This window comes from Pseudomonas sp. B21-041 (genome assembly GCF_024748675.1).
Lineage (GTDB): Bacteria > Pseudomonadota > Gammaproteobacteria > Pseudomonadales > Pseudomonadaceae > Aquipseudomonas > Aquipseudomonas neuropathica.
Genome location: NZ_CP087175.1, coordinates 288144 through 304692, shown reverse-complemented (window position 1 = coordinate 304692; position 16549 = coordinate 288144). Strand labels below are relative to the sequence as shown.

17 protein-coding genes are annotated in these 16549 nt (G+C 58.3%); 10 read left to right on the top strand and 7 right to left on the bottom strand.

Annotation, left to right across the window (positions count from 1 at the left end):
* Positions 1 to 37: 37 nt before the first annotated feature.
* From fdhD to LOY43_RS01315, 3 genes are all read left to right on the top strand, one after another.
* Entirely contained in the window at positions 38 to 877 is an 840-nt protein-coding gene (gene fdhD / locus LOY43_RS01325; RefSeq protein WP_095047120.1) for a formate dehydrogenase accessory sulfurtransferase FdhD, read from the top strand.
* On the top strand, positions 874 to 3222 hold the full coding sequence (locus LOY43_RS01320) for an FdhF/YdeP family oxidoreductase (RefSeq protein WP_186620742.1): 2349 nt from the start codon (positions 874 to 876) through the stop codon (positions 3220 to 3222). The genes fdhD and LOY43_RS01320 overlap by 4 nt, the downstream gene beginning before the upstream one ends.
* Before the next feature lie 290 nt (positions 3223 to 3512).
* A complete protein-coding gene (locus tag LOY43_RS01315; RefSeq protein ID WP_095047118.1) occupies positions 3513 to 3995 on the top strand; it encodes a glycine zipper domain-containing protein in 483 nt (160 codons plus the stop codon).
* A 67-nt stretch (positions 3996 to 4062) separates the two neighbouring features.
* Here the strand turns inward: LOY43_RS01315 and LOY43_RS01310 are convergent, their stop codons facing one another.
* The 4 genes from LOY43_RS01310 to LOY43_RS01295 form a co-directional block, all read right to left on the bottom strand.
* Complete coding sequence (locus tag LOY43_RS01310) at positions 4063 to 4488, bottom strand: thioesterase family protein (protein WP_220557320.1); 426 nt, start codon at positions 4486 to 4488, stop codon at positions 4063 to 4065.
* 235 nt (positions 4489 to 4723) lie between these two features.
* On the bottom strand, positions 4724 to 5950 hold the full coding sequence (locus LOY43_RS01305; RefSeq protein WP_258709091.1) for a 3-hydroxyacyl-CoA dehydrogenase: 1227 nt from the start codon (positions 5948 to 5950) through the stop codon (positions 4724 to 4726).
* Positions 5951 to 6162: 212 nt separating this feature from the next.
* Positions 6163 to 8091 (bottom strand): ATP-dependent DNA helicase RecQ, encoded by a 1929-nt coding sequence (locus LOY43_RS01300; RefSeq protein ID WP_258709090.1) that lies wholly within the window; start codon positions 8089 to 8091, stop codon positions 6163 to 6165.
* 182 nt (positions 8092 to 8273) lie between these two features.
* Positions 8274 to 8777: a polysaccharide deacetylase gene (locus LOY43_RS01295; RefSeq protein ID WP_220557316.1), complete on the bottom strand. Its 504-nt coding sequence runs from the start codon at positions 8775 to 8777 to the stop codon at positions 8274 to 8276.
* A gap of 303 nt (positions 8778 to 9080) precedes the next feature.
* Between LOY43_RS01295 and LOY43_RS01290 the strand changes: the two genes are divergently transcribed.
* The 6 genes from LOY43_RS01290 to LOY43_RS01265 all read left to right on the top strand — a co-directional run bounded on the left by LOY43_RS01290 (position 9081) and on the right by LOY43_RS01265 (position 12423).
* The gene (locus LOY43_RS01290; RefSeq protein ID WP_095125280.1) at positions 9081 to 9356 is read left to right on the top strand and encodes a hypothetical protein; all 276 of its coding nucleotides are present in this window, start codon (positions 9081 to 9083) and stop codon (positions 9354 to 9356) included.
* Positions 9357 to 9401: 45 nt separating this feature from the next.
* Entirely contained in the window at positions 9402 to 9584 is a 183-nt protein-coding gene (locus LOY43_RS01285) for a hypothetical protein (RefSeq protein ID WP_220557312.1), read from the top strand.
* 318 nt (positions 9585 to 9902) lie between these two features.
* Entirely contained in the window at positions 9903 to 10208 is a 306-nt protein-coding gene (locus LOY43_RS01280) for a hypothetical protein (RefSeq protein WP_095125279.1), read from the top strand.
* A gap of 78 nt (positions 10209 to 10286) precedes the next feature.
* A complete protein-coding gene (locus LOY43_RS01275; RefSeq protein ID WP_258709089.1) occupies positions 10287 to 10493 on the top strand; it encodes a hypothetical protein in 207 nt (68 codons plus the stop codon).
* 172 nt (positions 10494 to 10665) lie between these two features.
* Positions 10666 to 11154, top strand: a complete 489-nt coding sequence (locus LOY43_RS01270) for a helix-turn-helix domain-containing protein (protein WP_258709088.1) — start codon at positions 10666 to 10668, stop codon at positions 11152 to 11154.
* Between the two features lie 3 nt (positions 11155 to 11157).
* On the top strand, positions 11158 to 12423 hold the full coding sequence (locus LOY43_RS01265) for a type II toxin-antitoxin system HipA family toxin (RefSeq protein WP_220557311.1): 1266 nt from the start codon (positions 11158 to 11160) through the stop codon (positions 12421 to 12423).
* A 52-nt stretch (positions 12424 to 12475) separates the two neighbouring features.
* On the opposite strand, the gene LOY43_RS01260 is transcribed toward LOY43_RS01265, so the two are convergent.
* Both LOY43_RS01260 and hslO read right to left on the bottom strand, forming a co-directional pair.
* Positions 12476 to 14017 (bottom strand): phosphoenolpyruvate carboxykinase, encoded by a 1542-nt coding sequence (locus LOY43_RS01260; RefSeq protein WP_025110978.1) that lies wholly within the window; start codon positions 14015 to 14017, stop codon positions 12476 to 12478.
* A gap of 181 nt (positions 14018 to 14198) precedes the next feature.
* Complete coding sequence (gene hslO / locus LOY43_RS01255) at positions 14199 to 15101, bottom strand: Hsp33 family molecular chaperone HslO (protein WP_095047107.1); 903 nt, start codon at positions 15099 to 15101, stop codon at positions 14199 to 14201.
* A gap of 105 nt (positions 15102 to 15206) precedes the next feature.
* Between hslO and LOY43_RS01250 the strand changes: the two genes are divergently transcribed.
* Positions 15207 to 16007 (top strand): phosphatase PAP2 family protein, encoded by an 801-nt coding sequence (locus tag LOY43_RS01250; protein ID WP_220557309.1) that lies wholly within the window; start codon positions 15207 to 15209, stop codon positions 16005 to 16007.
* Between the two features lie 132 nt (positions 16008 to 16139).
* On the opposite strand, the gene LOY43_RS01245 is transcribed toward LOY43_RS01250, so the two are convergent.
* Positions 16140 to 16547: an RNA-binding S4 domain-containing protein gene (locus tag LOY43_RS01245; protein ID WP_007917939.1), complete on the bottom strand. Its 408-nt coding sequence runs from the start codon at positions 16545 to 16547 to the stop codon at positions 16140 to 16142.
* Positions 16548 to 16549: the final 2 nt, after the last annotated feature.

Below are 16549 nucleotides of genomic sequence, written 5' to 3'. Positions count from 1 at the left end.
GCCTAGTCTTAACGTTGATCAAACCGTCGGTGATGCCATGAACGCCAAGCGCCCTGCCTGCGCGGCGCCTGCACTTGAAACGCCCGCGCCTGCCGCCAGCCAGACCTACAGTTACAGCGATTTACCCCGTGAGGAATCGGCCAGCACTGCGCTGGCTGAGGAAGTCGCGTTGGCGATCGCCTACAACGGCATCAGTCAGGCGGTGATGCTGGTGACACCGACCGACCTGGAAGACTTCATCGTCGGCTTTAGCCTCGGCAGCGGCATCATCGAGGACGCCACCGACATCTATGACCTGCAACTGACCGGCGCCGGGTCTGCGCAATACGCGCAAGTGACCATCGCCAACCGTGCGTTCTGGAATCTCAAGCAACAGCGCCGGCAAATGGCGGGCACCAGCGGTTGCGGGTTGTGCGGTGTTGAAGCGGTGGAGCAGGCATTGCCCGACCTCAAGGTGTTGTCCGGCGCGCCGCTGCCACCGAGCGAATGGCTCGACGGTCTGCGTCAGCGCATCGGCGCGTTTCAACCGCTCGGTCAGCACTGCGGCGCGGTGCATGCGGCGGTGTTCATGAACGCCAGCGGCGAATTGTTGCTCGGGCGCGAAGACATCGGCCGGCACAACGCCCTCGACAAGCTGATCGGCGGACTGATCCGCCAGAAGATATCCACAGATGGCGGACTGGCGATTGTTACCAGCCGTTGCAGTCTCGAATTGATCCAGAAAGTTTTGCGCGCCGGCATCCAGACCCTGGTCAGCCTTTCCGCACCCACCGGCCTTGCCGTGCAATGGGCCCGTCGACACAACCTCAATCTCATCCACCTGCCGCAGAAAAGTGCGCCGCGGGTGTACAGCCCCGCGATGGAGAATCAAGCGTGAGCCAACATCATCAAGCCGACCAGAAACCTGTCCCGCGCTACAAGCCTTACAAAGGTGCCGCCGGTGGCTGGGGTGCCCTGATCAGTGTGGCCCAGGCCTGGTTGACCAGCGACAACGCCCTGAAAAACCTGCGCATGATGCTCAAGACCAACCAGAACGGCGGCTTCGACTGCCCCGGTTGCGCCTGGGGCGACTCGCCGGAAAGCGGCATGGTCAAGTTCTGCGAAAACGGCGCGAAAGCGGTGAACTGGGAAGCGACCAAGCGTCGCGTGGATGCCAAGTTCTTCGCCAAACACAGCGTTACTTCGTTGCTGGAGCAGAGCGACTACTGGCTGGAGTATCAGGGCCGCCTGACCGAGCCGATGGTTTATGACGCCGAAACCGATCGCTACAAACCGATCAGTTGGGACGACGCCTACACGCTGATCGCCAAGCACCTGCAAAGCCTGCCGAGTCCGGATCTGGCCGAGTTCTACACCTCGGGTCGCGCCAGCAACGAAGCGGCGTATCTGTATCAACTGTTTGTGCGCGCTTACGGTACCAACAACTTCCCGGACTGCTCGAACATGTGCCACGAGGCCAGCGGTGTTGCCCTGGCGCAGAGCGTCGGCGTCGGCAAAGGCACCGTGACCTTCGATGACTTCGAACACGCCGATGCGATTTTCGTTTGGGGCCAGAACCCGGGCACCAACCACCCGCGCATGCTCGAACCCTTGCGTGAGGCAGTGAAACGCGGCGCGCAAGTGGTGTGCATCAACCCATTGAAAGAGCGTGGCCTGGAGCGCTTCCAGCACCCGCAACACCCGATCGAAATGCTCACCAACGGCGACAAGCCAACCAACACCGCGTATTTCCGTCCGGCCCTCGGTGGCGACATGGCGCTGCTGCGCGGCATGGCCAAGTTCCTTCTGCAGTGGGAGCGCGATGCGCAGAAGGCTGGCGAGCCTGCTGTGTTCGATCACGACTTCCTCAACGCCCACAGCGCCAATGTGCTGGAGTACCTCGGTGTCGTTGACGATACGCCGTGGGAACAGATCGTCGAGCAATCCGGCCTGACCCTCGTCGAAATCGAGCAAGCCGCGCGTATGTACGCCAAGGGCAAGAACGTAATCATGTGCTGGGCGATGGGCATCACTCAGCATCGCCACTCGGTGCCGACGATTCAGGAAATCGCCAACCTGATGCTGCTGCGCGGCAACATCGGCAAACCGGGCGCCGGCCTGTGCCCGGTGCGCGGCCACAGTAACGTGCAAGGCGACCGCACAATGGGCATCAACGAGCGTCCGCCGGTGGCGTTCCTCGATTCGCTGGAGCGACGCTTCCAGTTCAAGGTGCCGCGCCACAACGGCCACAACGTGGTTGAAGCGATCCACGCAATGGCTGAGGGTCGCGCGAAGGTCTTCATCGGTCTGGGCGGCAACTTCGCCCAAGCCACGCCGGATAGCCCGCGTACCTTCGCCGCACTGAGCAATTGCGACCTGACCGTGCAGATCAGCACCAAGCTCAACCGCAGCCACCTGGCTCACGGTAAAGACGCGCTGATCCTGCCGTGCCTCGGTCGTACCGACATCGATATCCAGACCGAAGGCCCGCAAGCGGTCACCGTGGAAGACTCGTTCAGCATGGTTCACGCCTCCAACGGTCAGTTGCAGCCGCTGTCGAACCAGATGCGTTCCGAGCCGTCGATCATTGCCGGGATCGCTGCCGCCACATTGGGCAGTAAACCGGTGGACTGGAACTGGCTGGTGGCTGATTACGGGCGCATCCGCGAACTGATCGCCGACACCATTCCCAACTTCAAAGCGTTCAACGAGAAGATCAAGAACCCGGGCGGTTTCTACCTCGGTAACAGCGCTGGCGCACGCAAGTGGAACACGCCGTCGGGCCGGGCCAATTTCCGCGCCAATATGCTGCCGAAAGATCTCGTGCACGAACGCACCCGCGCCACCGGACAACTGCCGGATCTGATCCTGCAATCGATGCGCTCCCACGATCAGTACAACACGACGATTTATGGCCTCGACGACCGTTATCGCGGGGTCAAGGGCCAGCGTGATGTGCTGTTCGCCAACGAGGCGGACATCATTCGTCTGGGCTTCCGGCCGGGGCAGAAGGCTGACATTGTTTCGATATGGGACGATGGTCGTGAGCGTCGGGTGAAGGGCTTCACCTTGCTGGCGTTTGATATTCCGGCCGGGCAAGCGGCGGCGTATTACCCGGAAGTGAATCCGCTGGTGCCGCTGGAGAGCACTGGGGATGGCAGCCATACCCCGACGTCGAAGTTCATTGCGATTCGGTTGGAAGCGGCGAGTGAGACTGGGTTGATTATGGCCAAGTCGGCTTAATCCAAAATCAAAAGATCGCAGCCTTCGGCAGTTCCTACGCCGATTCCTGTAGGAGCTGCCGAAGGCTGCGATCTTTTCGCTTCTGCTTTTCAAACGCCCACAAAAAAGGCCGCTTTTTCACAAAAGCGGCCTGTCCGAAGTAGCTAAAGACCGGCGAAAATCGGTTAAGTTCCGCTGAAAAAACAGCAACTTGCAAAATTGTATACAGGTCGTGTTATTCGTCGGATTTCGATTGTCACGCTTGTCACACAGCCTCAGGATCGGCGCCGTCATCCCTTTGAGGCTCATCTATGAAGTTCTCCTCGATTCTCTTGTTGTCCCTTGGCCTGGTCAGTGGTTTTGCTTCCGCAGGCGGCACCACCGAAGCAGGTGTGGGCGGCGCATTGGGCGGGGTTCTTGGCTCGGTCGTCGGTCAGTCCTTAGGCGGCAATACAGGTTCCACCATCGGCGCAGCCCTCGGCGGCGCGGGTGGCAGTGCGGTCGGCGCCGACAAACGCAGCCGTGGCGAAGCCGCCATCGGTGGTGCGCTGGGCGCAGCCGGCGGTAACGTGGTCGGCCGCAGCATGGGCGGCACCACCGGCAGCCTGATCGGCTCCGCAGCAGGTGGCGGTGCCGGTGGCGCGCTGGGTAACTACATGGGTAACAAGAGCGATGACGATGATCGTCATTATGATCGCCGTCGTGACCGTGACCGTGGTTATTACCGCGACCGTCACCCGGGCCGCGGCCACGCTTACGGCCACCGCAAACATCACAAGTATTATCGCGACTGAGGCCTCAAACACCTTGCTGGCCGGTAAAGCAAAATCGCAGCCCAAGGGCTGCGATTTTTTTTGCCGTTTACACCACCAGGTATTCCAGTGCCTGCCGCAGTTCGGCAGGAATCGGCACCGGCTGATTAGTCGCCCGATCGACGAATACGTGAACGAAGCGCCCGGCCGCACACGCCTCGCTTTCGCCGACCTTGAACACTGCTAATTCGTACTGCACTGAACTGTTGCCCAGCTTGCCGACCCGCAAACCGATCTCGATCAGATCCGGGAAAGCGATCGAGGCGAAGTAATCACACGCCGAACTGACGACAAACCCCACTATCTCGCCGTCATGGATATCCAGACCACCGACTTGAATCAGGTAGGTGTTCACGGCCGTGTCGAAGAAGCTGTAGTAAGTAACGTTGTTGACGTGACCGTAAGCGTCGTTGTCGTGCCAGCGTGTGGTGATGGACTGGAAGTGAGGGTAGTCGGTGCGCTGAGGGGTGGACATGGTTGTGCTGGTTCTCTTGTTTTTTCAGTGAGGCTGCTTGCCCTCACCCTAGCCCTCTCCCAGAGGTAGAGGGGACTGACCGAGGTGTTCTCTCGAAATACACCGACCTGAACTGTCGAGTCGAACTCAAGTTTTGAAACCCACGCAGATCGGCTCCCTTTCCCCTCGCCCCCTTTGGGGGCGGTCCGACGTTTCGGGAGGGCTGGGGTGAGGGGGATCGATTCTGGCGGCGACATCACATTTGAGCAAACCCCTTCCCTTTTGCCGCCAACTCACCAATCAACCGCGCCGGCTTCCACTGATCACCCTGCCGCGTCTCCAGCGCCAACAGCCGCGAATGAATATCCGCCAGCCCTTGTTGATCCGCCCAGGCCATCGGCCCGCCCTTGTCCGCCGGGAAGCCGTAGCCATTCAGGTACACCAGATCGATGTCGTGTGCAGACTCGGCAATGCCCTCCTGCAAAATCTTCGCACCCTCGTTGACCAATGCCAGAAGACTGCGCTCCAGGATCTCCTCAGGACCGATCTCGCGGCGCTGGAAGCCCAGCCCTTCGCTGACCTGCAATACCAGCGCATCGACCTCAGGATCGTGCTCAGCCTGACGACTGCCCGGCTCGTAATGGTAATAACCATTGCCGGACTTCTGCCCGAACCGTCCCATCTCGCACAAACGGTTATCCACCTGAACCTCTGGCGCATCCTGGCCCTTGCCGGCCAACTCGCGTGCACGCCATTCCAGATCGATGCCGACCACGTCGTACATGCGGAACGGCCCCATGGCAAAACCGAAACCTTGCAGCGCTGCGTCGACCTGCTGTGGATAAGCGCCCTCTAGCAACATTTTGCGCGCCTCCAGGACATACGGATGCAACATGCGATTGCCGATAAAACCGTGGCAGTTGCCCGACACCACACTGACCTTGCCCATGCGTTTGCCCAGTGCCAGTGCCGCCTCCAGCACCGCCGCAGAGGTCTGTGCGCCGCGAACGATTTCCAGCAGTTTCATGATGTGCGCCGGACTGAAGAAATGCAGGCCCAACACCTGATTCGGACGCTTTGTCGCTGCGGCTATCGCATCGATATCCAGTGCCGACGTATTGCTTGCCAACAGTGCCTCAGGCTTGAGCAAACCATCCAGCTCACGAAAGATCTTCTGCTTCAGCTCAAGATTTTCGTACACCGCCTCGATCACCAGATCGACATTGCGAATCGCCGCATAATCCGCCGCCGCACTGACCCGCGCCAGACGCGCATCCGCCTCGGCCTGATCAATCCGTCCCTGGCGCACGTTGTGTGCATAAGTCTCGGCCACAGTGGCGAGTGCCTGCTCAAGCATCTGTGGATTGTTATCCACCCATTGTACCGTCACGCCGGCATTGGCCAGGCACATGACAATGCCCCGGCCCATGGTGCCCGCGCCGATCACCGCGGCTTGCTGAATATCGAAGGTTGTCTGGCTCATGTTGTTCTCTTGTTGGCGATCCAAAGGCTGGTCTCACCTTAGTCAGCCATCGACGTTTTTTGAAGTTTATTACCGTGATGATCGACATTCAGCGGATGGATAGAGCCCCTTCCCTGATGACACTTAATGTAGGAGCTGCCGAAGGCCGCGATCTTTTGATGCTGATTTTTTCAAGAGCAAGAGATCGCAGCCTTCGGCAGTTCCTACAAGGATCAGAGGTGCTCTTGCGCCCAGCTGCGGACTTCGGCATAGGGATACTCCTCCAATGCGGCAAACCCGGTAATCGTCCGCGCCTTGAGCTTGGTGAACAGCGGCACGCTGATCCCACACAAAAATCGCGTCAACCGCTCAGCCGTTGGAATCACCCCGGTGTACTGCTCATGCCTGTGGATAAAATCACCACACAGCGCCGCGAAGTTTTTATCCACAAGTGCTGGCAACTCCGGTGGTGCCGGCAACCGCGCCACCTGGCCATGACACACCGAGCAATGCCCGCATTGCTCGGGCGCATTGTGATCACCGAAATACTTGGCCAGGCGATTGCCCAGGCAGCGTTCGGTGGCGAACACTTCAAGCATGGCGTGGATGCGCGCCACTTCGGCCTGCTCATGCCGGGTGAAATACTCATGCAGCTCGGCACTCAGGGCATCGCTGTCGAAGTCGCTGTGCAGCAGGCTGTAGACCTCGGTCATCTGCTTGCTTTCAAGCTCGACCCAACCCTTCTCCTGGAAGTAATCCAGCGCCTTCACCACTCGATTGCGCTCGGCGGAATACTGCGAATACATCGCCTCGAAATTCACCGTGGCCCAGGTGCGCGCGCGCGCCGAGGTCTGAATGATTGCGCCGACAAAATCCCTGCGCTCACCGTCGAAGCGCTCAAGCAGCGCTTCGGGTTCCAACAGGTATTTGAAACGGTATTCGGCGTAATAGGCGTAGCGCGGCGCGATCAAACCGCGCAGTTCCAGTTGCACCAGCAAGGTCTTCAGCGGCAGTGCACGAATGTTGCTTTGATCAGCCAATGGCCCGAGCAGAAACTCCCACTGCCCTTCCGGCACCGAGGCCTTTAGCTCATCGAGTACATAGCGAATGCCATCGCGCTCCGGCGTATCGCCGTAGACGAAGTTTTCCAGCACATTGAGGCTGTCGCGATTAGCCAATACCAGACAATCCGACGGCTGCCCGTCGCGCCCGGCGCGGCCAATTTCCTGACTGTAGTTTTCGATGGATTTGGGCAGGTCGAAGTGCACGACATTGCGGATGTCACTCTTGTCGATGCCCATGCCGAATGCGATGGTCGCGACGATGCAATTGGATTGCCCGGCCATGAAGCGCTTCTGGATCGCCTCGCGTTTGTCGTGGGCTAAACCCGCGTGATACGCCTCGGCCTGAATGCCGTTGCGCTCAAGGTGTTCAGCGATGTGCTCAGCAGTTTTCTGCAAGGTCACGTAGACGATGCTCGGCTGCCCCGCACGCTCGGTCATCCACTCGACCAGCCGCCGGCGCTTGTCCTGGCCACGTACCGGCTCGACCAGCAGATTGAGGTTGGGCCGGTAGAAGCCGGTGGTCACCACATCGTCAGCGGCGATAGCGAATTTGGCCTGCATGTCGGCGATGACTTTCGGTGTTGCGGTGGCCGTCAGTAGCAAAGTTTGCGGGATGTTGAACTGGCGCTGATAGTCCGGCAGCTTGAGATAATCGGGGCGGAAGTTATGGCCCCACTCCGAGATGCAATGCGCCTCGTCCACCACCAGCAGCGAGATTGGCACCTGCTGCAGAAAGTTGCGAAAGCGCTCGTTTTTCAAGCGCTCCACCGAGATCATCAAAATCTTCAATTCACCCGAGCGGGCGCGGGCCATCACGTCACTGGCATCATCGCGACTCTGCGCCGAATCGATGCTGCCAGCGGAAATACCGTGTCGCTGCAAAAAGGCCAGTTGATCCTGCATCAACGCCAGCAACGGCGAGACTACCAACGTCAGGTGCGGCAGCATCAGCGCCGGCAATTGGTAGCAAATCGACTTGCCGGAACCGGTAGGAAAAATCGCCGCCGCCGAGCGCCCGGCCAGTACCGCACTGATCGCGGTTTCTTGACCGGGTCGAAACTGTGGAAAACCAAAAACCTGTTCCAGGGTGTTGTGCATTCGCTGTCACTCCATTGACTGCTGCCATGCCAACAGCCTAGCGGGCGATCGCAGCGAGTCGAGAAAAGGTCGGGGCCAAATCGATTCGGAATGATACAGCGGATGCCACGAACACCGGGGGACTCTGTGGGAGCGAGCCTGCTCGCGAAGAGGCCAGCCGCCACACCACAAAATTTAAAAAGTCAGGGACGTAAAACCGCCACCCGCAACTGCTCATTCAGCATCTGCTCATGCACACCTTGGCTCTTGCTCGCCCACAGCGCATGGGCCGGGCTGATGTCGCCGGTGAATGCCGCCGCCAACTGCCGCAAATCAGCGACGCTGCGCACACGCGGGCAGAACGGTTGCTCATCACAGTTCTGACTGGCGCTGCGATAGGTGCTCAGCAACCCCTCCCAGAGACCGTCGCGCACATGGCGAATCGACTTCAGTTTCACGTGGGGCACACCGAGTCGCTGCTCAAGCCCCTCTTCATCCAGTGCTTCGCTGGCCAATAGGGCTTTGGCGAACATCAACACTTCACCGCGCGACGCCGTGTCCATGCTCGCCTGGCTGATGAGTGCCTCCGGCCAATCGGTGCGATCGAGGCGATCCAGCACCCACGCATTGCCAATGTCAGAGGCCATGGTCAAACGGCAAGTGCTCAGCCCGAGCAATAAAATTGCGGCCATTCGTAGCCAGTGCATACCTAATTCCCTTTAAGCGCGTGTCAGACGTTTGGAAACGCCCTACAGATTCTGGCGCGCACGATACAGCGGTTTACCGCGAATCGCCTGACAATCACGTAGGAATTATTACGCCTAAGGGTTTTGGCCTGAAAAAGCTGCGAAAACACGTAGGGTATTTCCTCAAAACACGGAAAAACCCCTACGAATACTGTCCATTGCGGCTGTCTTGTCCCACAGAGAAACGCCCTTCTATAGTGGCCGGCGCGGCTGCAAATCCGCTGCCGGCCCGCCCCAGCGCTTTAGAACAGGACACGCCTCACCATGATCAACCGCTATCGCCCACTCAAGACCTGCTACAGCGAAAACCCGGTACTGCTTATCGACAGCCACTCCAGCCAGACCGACCTGATCAATGCCGCCGATCAGCGCTTGCGCGCGGCCGGTGATTTGCTGGAAACGCTCTACTGCTTATGTTTCAAACAGGCTGATGTGAAAGACATTCCAAACATCGTTAACGCGCTTTATCTGCTGGTTCAGGATGGCTGCGACTTGCTTGAAGTGGCCAAGCAGAGGCCAGCGCAGCCGGCGTACAACTAGGCCACGCCAGGTCAGCGCTATATCTCCTTGGGCAGGAATCCAACAATGAATGTTACGAGCGATGAGTTCGATCCACCGAGTGACGAGGATGCCTACACGGCTTGGTTAATCCGACAGGTTCAAGCCAGCCTTGATGATCCTCGCCCCAGCATTCCCGATGAGTTATCCAGAGCATTGATGGCTGATAAACGCGCTCGTTTAAAACAGAAGGTCGATCAGCGGCGATGACCTATCAAATCTGCGTCCCGTTCCTACAAGGACAGACTCCTTGTCTTCTATCGGCTTCGTGTAGCTGATCTCTATAGTCGTGGCTGTCGCTGTCAATTCAGCGGCTCGGGCTTGGTCACCCGATTGGATCGTGTATACGCATGCGCTGTATGCTGCCGGCACTCATTTGCCTGCAGTTTATGGTGACTGTGTTTGGGACACCTTCGGGTGTGCCGGGTATGTGCACGATCCTCACCGGTTGACCAACCCGAACACAGTTGCCTCCTGTCGCTTGGTCACGATGTGGTGGCTTCACCTGAAGCATATGAGGATCAAAAAATGAAAACATGGAATCAATTCACCACCGATCGCTACCGCCCACTCGAATCCAACCTCACCGACTCCAAGCCTCTGCTCATCGACACCGAGGCCAACCCGCAAGACATCCTCGAATGCGCCGTCCAGCGCCTGCGCGCTTCAAGCGACCTGCTACGCACCCTCTATTGCCTCAACTTCAAACAAGCCGACGTCGAAGACATCCCCCACATCACCCACGCCCTCTATCTGCTGACGCAGGATGGCTGTGACCTGCTGCAGGTTGCGCAGCAGCGGATGCTCAATTGGAAAGCTCCGACCGGAGCTTGAGTGATTAAACCGCTCTCACCTATCCGTCGAGAGCGGTAAATAAGGCAATTAACCATCGGAGTAACCATCGGAGTAACCATGAGCAAATTTTTTGATGAGCTGATGGAAAGCGTCCAGGAAATGGACGAGATCTTACGCCGGGAGCGTAGCGCTTCCAGTCCGACCTCTACACCGAAAACAGACGACAAGACCGCGTTGTCGCTTGAGCAAAAGCGAGCCCGCTACGACAAGCCACTTCCTTCAAGTGAGTCAGCTCTCGAAATGAACCGTAGAAACACAAACTGAATGGAAATTACAGCCCCCATAAGTGGCAGTATTCTGGCTGTATATCCTAAAAACAGTTGGAATAATGCCATTTAAAAAATCGACCACTGCAGATCCGCTCTACCCTGCACCCTTCTACTTAAGTGCTATTATTCTGGCAGTTAAGGTTAAAAAATGAAGGAATACTGCCACCATGGCCAAGAAAACAGCGCCGCTTTTGCCCTCCACTGCTCGACTTCTGGTCGACTTTGGCGAACGCCTGAAGCTGGCTCGCCTGCGCCGAAAATTGACGGCCAAGCAAGTCGCTGAACGATCTGGCATGTCGCTGACAACCTTGCGCAATGTGGAGACGGGAGGATCAGGAGTGACCATCGGTGCCTACCTTTCGGTCATGCAAGTGCTGGGGCTGGAAAAAGATCTGAACAAACTCGCTGCAGCCGATGAAACGGGTCGCCAATTGCAGGATGCGCAGTTAATGCCTGCAACACGATCCGCAGCGAAAAAGCCCCAGCGAGTACGAGCAGCCAGTGCGGTAAAAAAGGGCACATCCGAACACGTCGGGGCTTCAAACGTAATCGATGCCGCCACTACCACGAAAATTCCGGCTGACTTCCCATTCAACACACACTCACTCTCCAGCCTTTTGAACAAGAAGAAAAAGGCTGGCCCCCCCGACAGGTGAAGAATGACGCTGATTGCTGTTTATGCAGACTGGGAATCTTTGAAAGGCGCCAGACGCCTCGGGTTTCTACACGCAAGGAAAACACGCAACACCAACGTGTTCGAATTTGAGTACGACCCGAAAGCGCTGGCCGATCCCGAGTTGAGTTCCATAACTCTAGACCCGCGCATCGGCCCCTTCGAAGGTCGCCAATTCCCCGGCGAACATCAGAGCCGCTTTGGCGTCTTCGCAGACTCAAGCCCCGATCGTTGGGGCCAACTGCTGATGAAACGCCGATTGGAAAGGGACATTCGCGACGGCTTGCTCCCCAGCAACAGCAAGTTGTTCGAATCCGATTACCTGCTTGGCGTGCACGACCTGTTCCGTGTCGGCGCCCTTCGCTACAAACTCAATGACGAAGGCAACTTCCTCGACGACCGCGACGGCGTTGCAGCTCCACCCTTTGTCGAGCTACGCGCGTTAGAACAGGCAAGTCTCGCCTTGGAAAACGATAGGGACAACACAGCCACCGAGGGCCGCGAATGGCTAAGAATGCTCATCGCACCGGGCGGCTCACTGGGCGGCGCCAGACCGAAAGCCAGCGTCGTCGACGAGTTCGGCCAACTGTGGATCGCCAAATTCCCAAGTACGAGAGATGACTATGATGTCGGTGGTTGGGAAATGGTCGTGAACGCTTTGGCAGTCAACTGCGGGTTACGCGTAGCGACCGGCACAGCCCGACGCTACGCAAGCGATCACCACTGCTTTCTGGTGAAGCGTTTCGACCGAACCGAACGCGGCGGCCGACATCATTTCGCATCAGCCATGACCATGACCAACCGCGTCGACGGCGACGACGCCTCAACCGGCGCCAGCTATCTAGAGTTGGCGGAAGTGATCATGGAACACGGCTCGGAACCCAACACCGACCTCCGTGAACTCTGGTCACGAATCGTCTTCAACATCCTGGTCTCCAACACCGATGACCACCTGCGAAACCATGGTTTTATTCTGGATCCTGGTCGGGGATGGCGGTTGTCCGCAGCGTATGACATGAATCCGGTGGCACATGCGGATGGGTTGAAGCTGAACATCACTGATTCTGACAATGCGCTGGACTTGGAGCTGGCGAGGGAAGTCGCGGGGTATTTTCGGGTTAGTCGTGAGGACTCAACAGACATCATTGAGCGCATTCAAGACGTGATCCGTCTTTGGCCGGAGATCGCTAATGCGCTTGGGATGTCCAGAAGTGAGCAGGAAAGGATGGCGCTTGCTTTTCGTACCTTCTAATCACCCACAAAAAAGCCGCCCCAAAGGGCGGCTTCTTCATTCACGACAGATCTTACAACTTCGGCCCTGCAGCCTTGATTGCGTCGCTCACTTCGAACTTCTTGAAGTTCTCGATGAACAGACCGGCCAATGCTTTCGCAGCCTCGTCGTACGCAGCCTTGTCAGCCCAGGTGTTGCGTGGGTTGAGCAGGTTGGTTTCAACGCCCGGTACGGCCAGTGGCACGTCGAGGTTGATGGTGTCGAGGTGTTCGGTGGCTGCACCGATCAGCGCGCCGCTCTGGATCGCTGCGATCACTGCGCGGGTGGTCGGGATGTTGAAGCGTTTGCCGACGCCGTAGCCGCCGCCGGTCCAGCCGGTGTTGACCAGGTAAACCTTCGAACCGAAACCGCGGATGCGCTTGATCAGCAGCTCAGCGTATTCACCAGCCGGACGCGGGAAGAACGGTGCGCCGAAGCAGGTGGAAAAGGTCGACTTGATGCCGCTGCCCGAACCCATTTCAGTCGAACCCACCAGTGCGGTGTAGCCGGACAGGAAGTGGTAGGCCGCTTGTTCTTCGTTGAGGATCGACACTGGCGGCAGGACACCGGTCAGGTCGCAGGTCAGGAAGATCACAGCGTTTGGCTCGCCGCCCAGGTTCTTCTCGGAACGCTTGGCAACGTGCTCCAGCGGGTACGCGGCGCGGCTGTTCTGGGTCAGGCTGACATCGGCGTAGTCGGCGTGCTTGGCGTCGTCGATGACAACGTTTTCCAACACGGCGCCGTGCTTGATGGCTTTCCAGATAACCGGCTCGTTCTTCTCGGAGAGGTCGATGCACTTGGCATAGCAACCGCCTTCGATGTTGAACACCACGCCTTCGCCCCAGCCGTGTTCGTCATCACCGATCAGGTAACGGCTTTCGTCGGCCGACAGGGTGGTTTTACCGGTGCCCGACAGACCGAAGAACAGGGTCACGTCGCCTTCTTCGCCGATGTTGGCAGCGCAGTGCATTGGCAGCACGTCAGCGGCCGGCAGCAGGAAGTTCTGCACGGAGAACATGGCTTTCTTCATCTCACCGGCGTAACGCATGCCGGCGATCAACACTTTCTTCTGTGCGAAGTTGAGGATCACGCAACCGTCGGAGTTGGTGCCGTCACGCTCAGGCACGCACTCGAAGTTGGCCACGTTGAGCACTTGCCACTCTTCACGACCGGCCGGGTTGTACTGGGCCGGGTTGATGAACAGGCAACGACCGAACAGATTCTGCCAGGCAGTCTGGGTGGTCATTTTCACGGCCAGGTAGTGATCTTCCGCCGCGCCTACATGCACGTGGGACACAAAGTGCTCTTGCGCGTTGTTGAAGGCTTCTACGCGAGCCCACAGCGCGTCGAACTTGTCGGCCGGGAACTTGCGGTTGATCGGGCCCCAGGCGATAGCGGCCTGGGTGGAAGGCTCTTCAACGATGAAACGGTCAACAGGCGAACGACCGGTGCGGTGACCAGTGCGAACAACCAGAGCGCCGGTATCGGCAAGCTCGCCCTCACCGCGGTTCAGGGCTTCTTTAACCAGATCATCAACACTCAGATCGGTGTACACGGCGTTATTGGCTTGCGTCATGAGGTTCCCCGTCGGCCAGTGGCCGAGTGTGCTCCAAACGTTTTGTAGTAGAAAGTCGTGCACTACTACCGCGAAAAAAGTGGGCCGGATTATGCCAGAAAAGCCCAAAAAGAGTAGGGTCCTCCCGTCGTAACGGCGAAATTCCGTCGTTACGCAGTGAATTTACCTGCGCTGAACCGGTTTAGTGCCGGGTATCTGACGGCGTGTCGACGCCTGCGCCAGCGAACAATTGAGCAATATCGGCTGCGTCGAACAGGTACTGCTGGTTGCAGAACTGGCAATCGATCTCGACAGTGCCGCCGTTCTCTTGAACCAATTGCTGTGCATCCTCAAGACCCAGACTGACCAGCGCGTTGCCCGAACGCTCGCGTGAGCAGGTGCAACGAAAGCGCAGATTCTGCACATCGAACAGACGCACCTGCTCCTCATGGTAGAGGCGATGCAACACGGTTTCGTTGTCCAGACTCAACAACTCATCGGCGGTCAGCGTGCTCGCCAGTGCAGTGAGGTGCTGCCAACTTGCGGCACGGTCTTCTTCGTCTTTCAAACGGTCGGCCGGCAGTTGTTGCAGCAGCATCCCGCGGGCACGGCGGCCGTCAGCGAACAACTTGAAGCGCGTGCCAACTTGTTGCGACATGACGAAATAGTTGGTGAAGCACTCAGACAGGGTTTCGCCATCAAGATCGACGATGCCCTGGTAACGCTGGCCAATCGTCGGGTCGACGGTCAGGGTCAGGTCACCGCCCGGCATCAGGTCGGCAAGGCTCGCGTCCGGCTTGATCCGCTCAGCGTCATAACGCGCCAGACCACGAATTTCGCGCTCGCTGGAGCATTCGATCATCAGCAGCGGGATCGGCCCTTCGGAACGCGCCTGCAGAATCAGCAAGCCATCGAACTTCAGCGTGCCCACCAGCAAGGAGGCGGCCGCCATCAATTCGCCCAGCAATTGCGCCACCGGCTCCGGGTACGGGTGCTTGGCGAGGACTTCGGCGTAGCTGCGTTCAAGCGCAACCAGTTCGCCGCGCGTGTCGCTGTCATCGAAGATGAAACGTTGAGTGAAATCGGTATCCGCTAGCTCGGTCATAATTTTGGGTATCTGAATGTGGTGACAAAATGGTTACAAGACGTGAAAATTTGCGCTTCTTGGCACTCTTTTTGGTGCCGACTGCTCTGCCATGGGAGGCATTTTATGAACAATCCGGGTTTGTTCCAATCTAGGTGGAACCTCGGCCGGCTGGTTCTGTGCAACGTAGCGCCACTGGCGCTACTGGCTTTCTGGTTATGGCCTACGGGCAACTCGCTGTGTGTGATTTTCGACGAGTGGCTGTTCCGCTCACTCAATGCACCGCTGGCCAGCAACCCGATATGGCTCCACATCTGGGCAATTGCAAGTCTGCGTCCGTTCGACATCGTTGTTGGTCTGATCTTGCTGACGCTGCTGATCAAGGGCGACTGGGTCTTCAAGGCGATTGATGTGCGTCGTGCGTTCTTCGGTTTTTTCTCGATCCTGCTATTGATGGTGGTAATTCGCGCACTGTTTTCCAAATTCGCCGACCACATGGACTGGCAGCACAGCAGCCCGTCGATGGTGCTGGAAGGCGCGGTGCATATCAGCGATTACTTCCCGCACATGGAGAAGACCTGGGAGCTGAAGGATCGTTCTGGCCAGAGTTTCCCGGGGGATCATGCATCGGTATTGCTGATTTGGGCGCTATTTATGGGCGTGTTCAGTCGTACTGTCGGCCAGTTCCTGACGATCTGGGGTCTGGCGCTGTTGTTCATGCTGCCGCGACTGGTGGCCGGTGCGCATTGGGGTCAGGACGATTACATCGGCGGTCTGCTGCTGGCGGTTTGGGCCTTGGGCTGGGGTTATTACACGCCGTTTGCGTATCACGCCTCGAACTTCTGGTTGAAGGTGACAGCGCCGATATTCGCGCTGCTGGGCAAGTTGCCGCTGGTGTCGCGGATGAGTGTGGTGCGTAGCGCCTGATACCGAGCTGTTTTCGGCGAGGGCTGCGCCCTCGATTCGCGAGCAGGCTCGCTCCCAGATTGAAATGCAATCTCCTGTGGGAGCGAGCCTGCTCGCAAAGAGGCCAGCACATACAGCCCGGAAACGTCGCGCTTACTCGTCGTTGCTGCTACCCCGAAACTTGAACAAATCCCGCCGCTGCTTCTTGCTCGGCTTGCCGTCGGTACTCACACCCAACGCCCCCGCCTTGCGCATTGCCGCAGCCGCTTCACGTTTGGCAATACTCGCCTCGGTCTCCGCGTACAACGTCTGCGCCTCCGGTGCGCCGCGCCGCACAATCGACAAAGCCTCGACCTTCACCGTACGCACCTCGAACCCAGTACGAATCTCGAACTCATCGCCGATGCGCGGCTCTTTGCCAGGCTTGCAGCGCTCACCGCGACAATGCACCTTGCCGCTTTCGATCGCCGCTTTGGCCAAGGCACGGGTTTTGTAAAAACGCGCGGCCCATAGCCACTTGTCGAGACGAACCTTGTCGTCCTCTTCGCTTTTTTGCGCCATTT

Excerpts from the sequence above, each read along its gene's own strand:
- LOY43_RS01285 (WP_220557312.1), top strand. The coding sequence starts at position 9,402 with ATGAATGTTACGAGCGATGAGTTCGATCCACCGAGTGACGAGGATGCC.
- LOY43_RS01250 (WP_220557309.1), top strand. The coding sequence starts at position 15,207 with ATGAACAATCCGGGTTTGTTCCAATCTAGGTGGAACCTCGGCCGGCTG.
- LOY43_RS01300 (WP_258709090.1), bottom strand. The coding sequence starts at position 8,091 with ATGCACAACACCCTGGAACAGGTTTTTGGTTTTCCACAGTTTCGACCC.
- LOY43_RS01310 (WP_220557320.1), bottom strand. The coding sequence starts at position 4,488 with ATGTCCACCCCTCAGCGCACCGACTACCCTCACTTCCAGTCCATCACC.
- LOY43_RS01245 (WP_007917939.1), bottom strand. The coding sequence starts at position 16,547 with ATGGCGCAAAAAAGCGAAGAGGACGACAAGGTTCGTCTCGACAAGTGG.
- LOY43_RS01260 (WP_025110978.1), bottom strand. The coding sequence starts at position 14,017 with ATGACGCAAGCCAATAACGCCGTGTACACCGATCTGAGTGTTGATGAT.
- LOY43_RS01265 (WP_220557311.1), top strand. The coding sequence starts at position 11,158 with ATGACGCTGATTGCTGTTTATGCAGACTGGGAATCTTTGAAAGGCGCC.
- LOY43_RS01295 (WP_220557316.1), bottom strand. The coding sequence starts at position 8,777 with ATGCACTGGCTACGAATGGCCGCAATTTTATTGCTCGGGCTGAGCACT.
- LOY43_RS01290 (WP_095125280.1), top strand. The coding sequence starts at position 9,081 with ATGATCAACCGCTATCGCCCACTCAAGACCTGCTACAGCGAAAACCCG.
- fdhD (WP_095047120.1), top strand. The coding sequence starts at position 38 with ATGAACGCCAAGCGCCCTGCCTGCGCGGCGCCTGCACTTGAAACGCCC.
- LOY43_RS01275 (WP_258709089.1), top strand. The coding sequence starts at position 10,287 with ATGAGCAAATTTTTTGATGAGCTGATGGAAAGCGTCCAGGAAATGGAC.
- hslO (WP_095047107.1), bottom strand. The coding sequence starts at position 15,101 with ATGACCGAGCTAGCGGATACCGATTTCACTCAACGTTTCATCTTCGAT.
- LOY43_RS01270 (WP_258709088.1), top strand. The coding sequence starts at position 10,666 with ATGGCCAAGAAAACAGCGCCGCTTTTGCCCTCCACTGCTCGACTTCTG.
- LOY43_RS01315 (WP_095047118.1), top strand. The coding sequence starts at position 3,513 with ATGAAGTTCTCCTCGATTCTCTTGTTGTCCCTTGGCCTGGTCAGTGGT.
- LOY43_RS01280 (WP_095125279.1), top strand. The coding sequence starts at position 9,903 with ATGAAAACATGGAATCAATTCACCACCGATCGCTACCGCCCACTCGAA.
- LOY43_RS01305 (WP_258709091.1), bottom strand. The coding sequence starts at position 5,950 with ATGAGCCAGACAACCTTCGATATTCAGCAAGCCGCGGTGATCGGCGCG.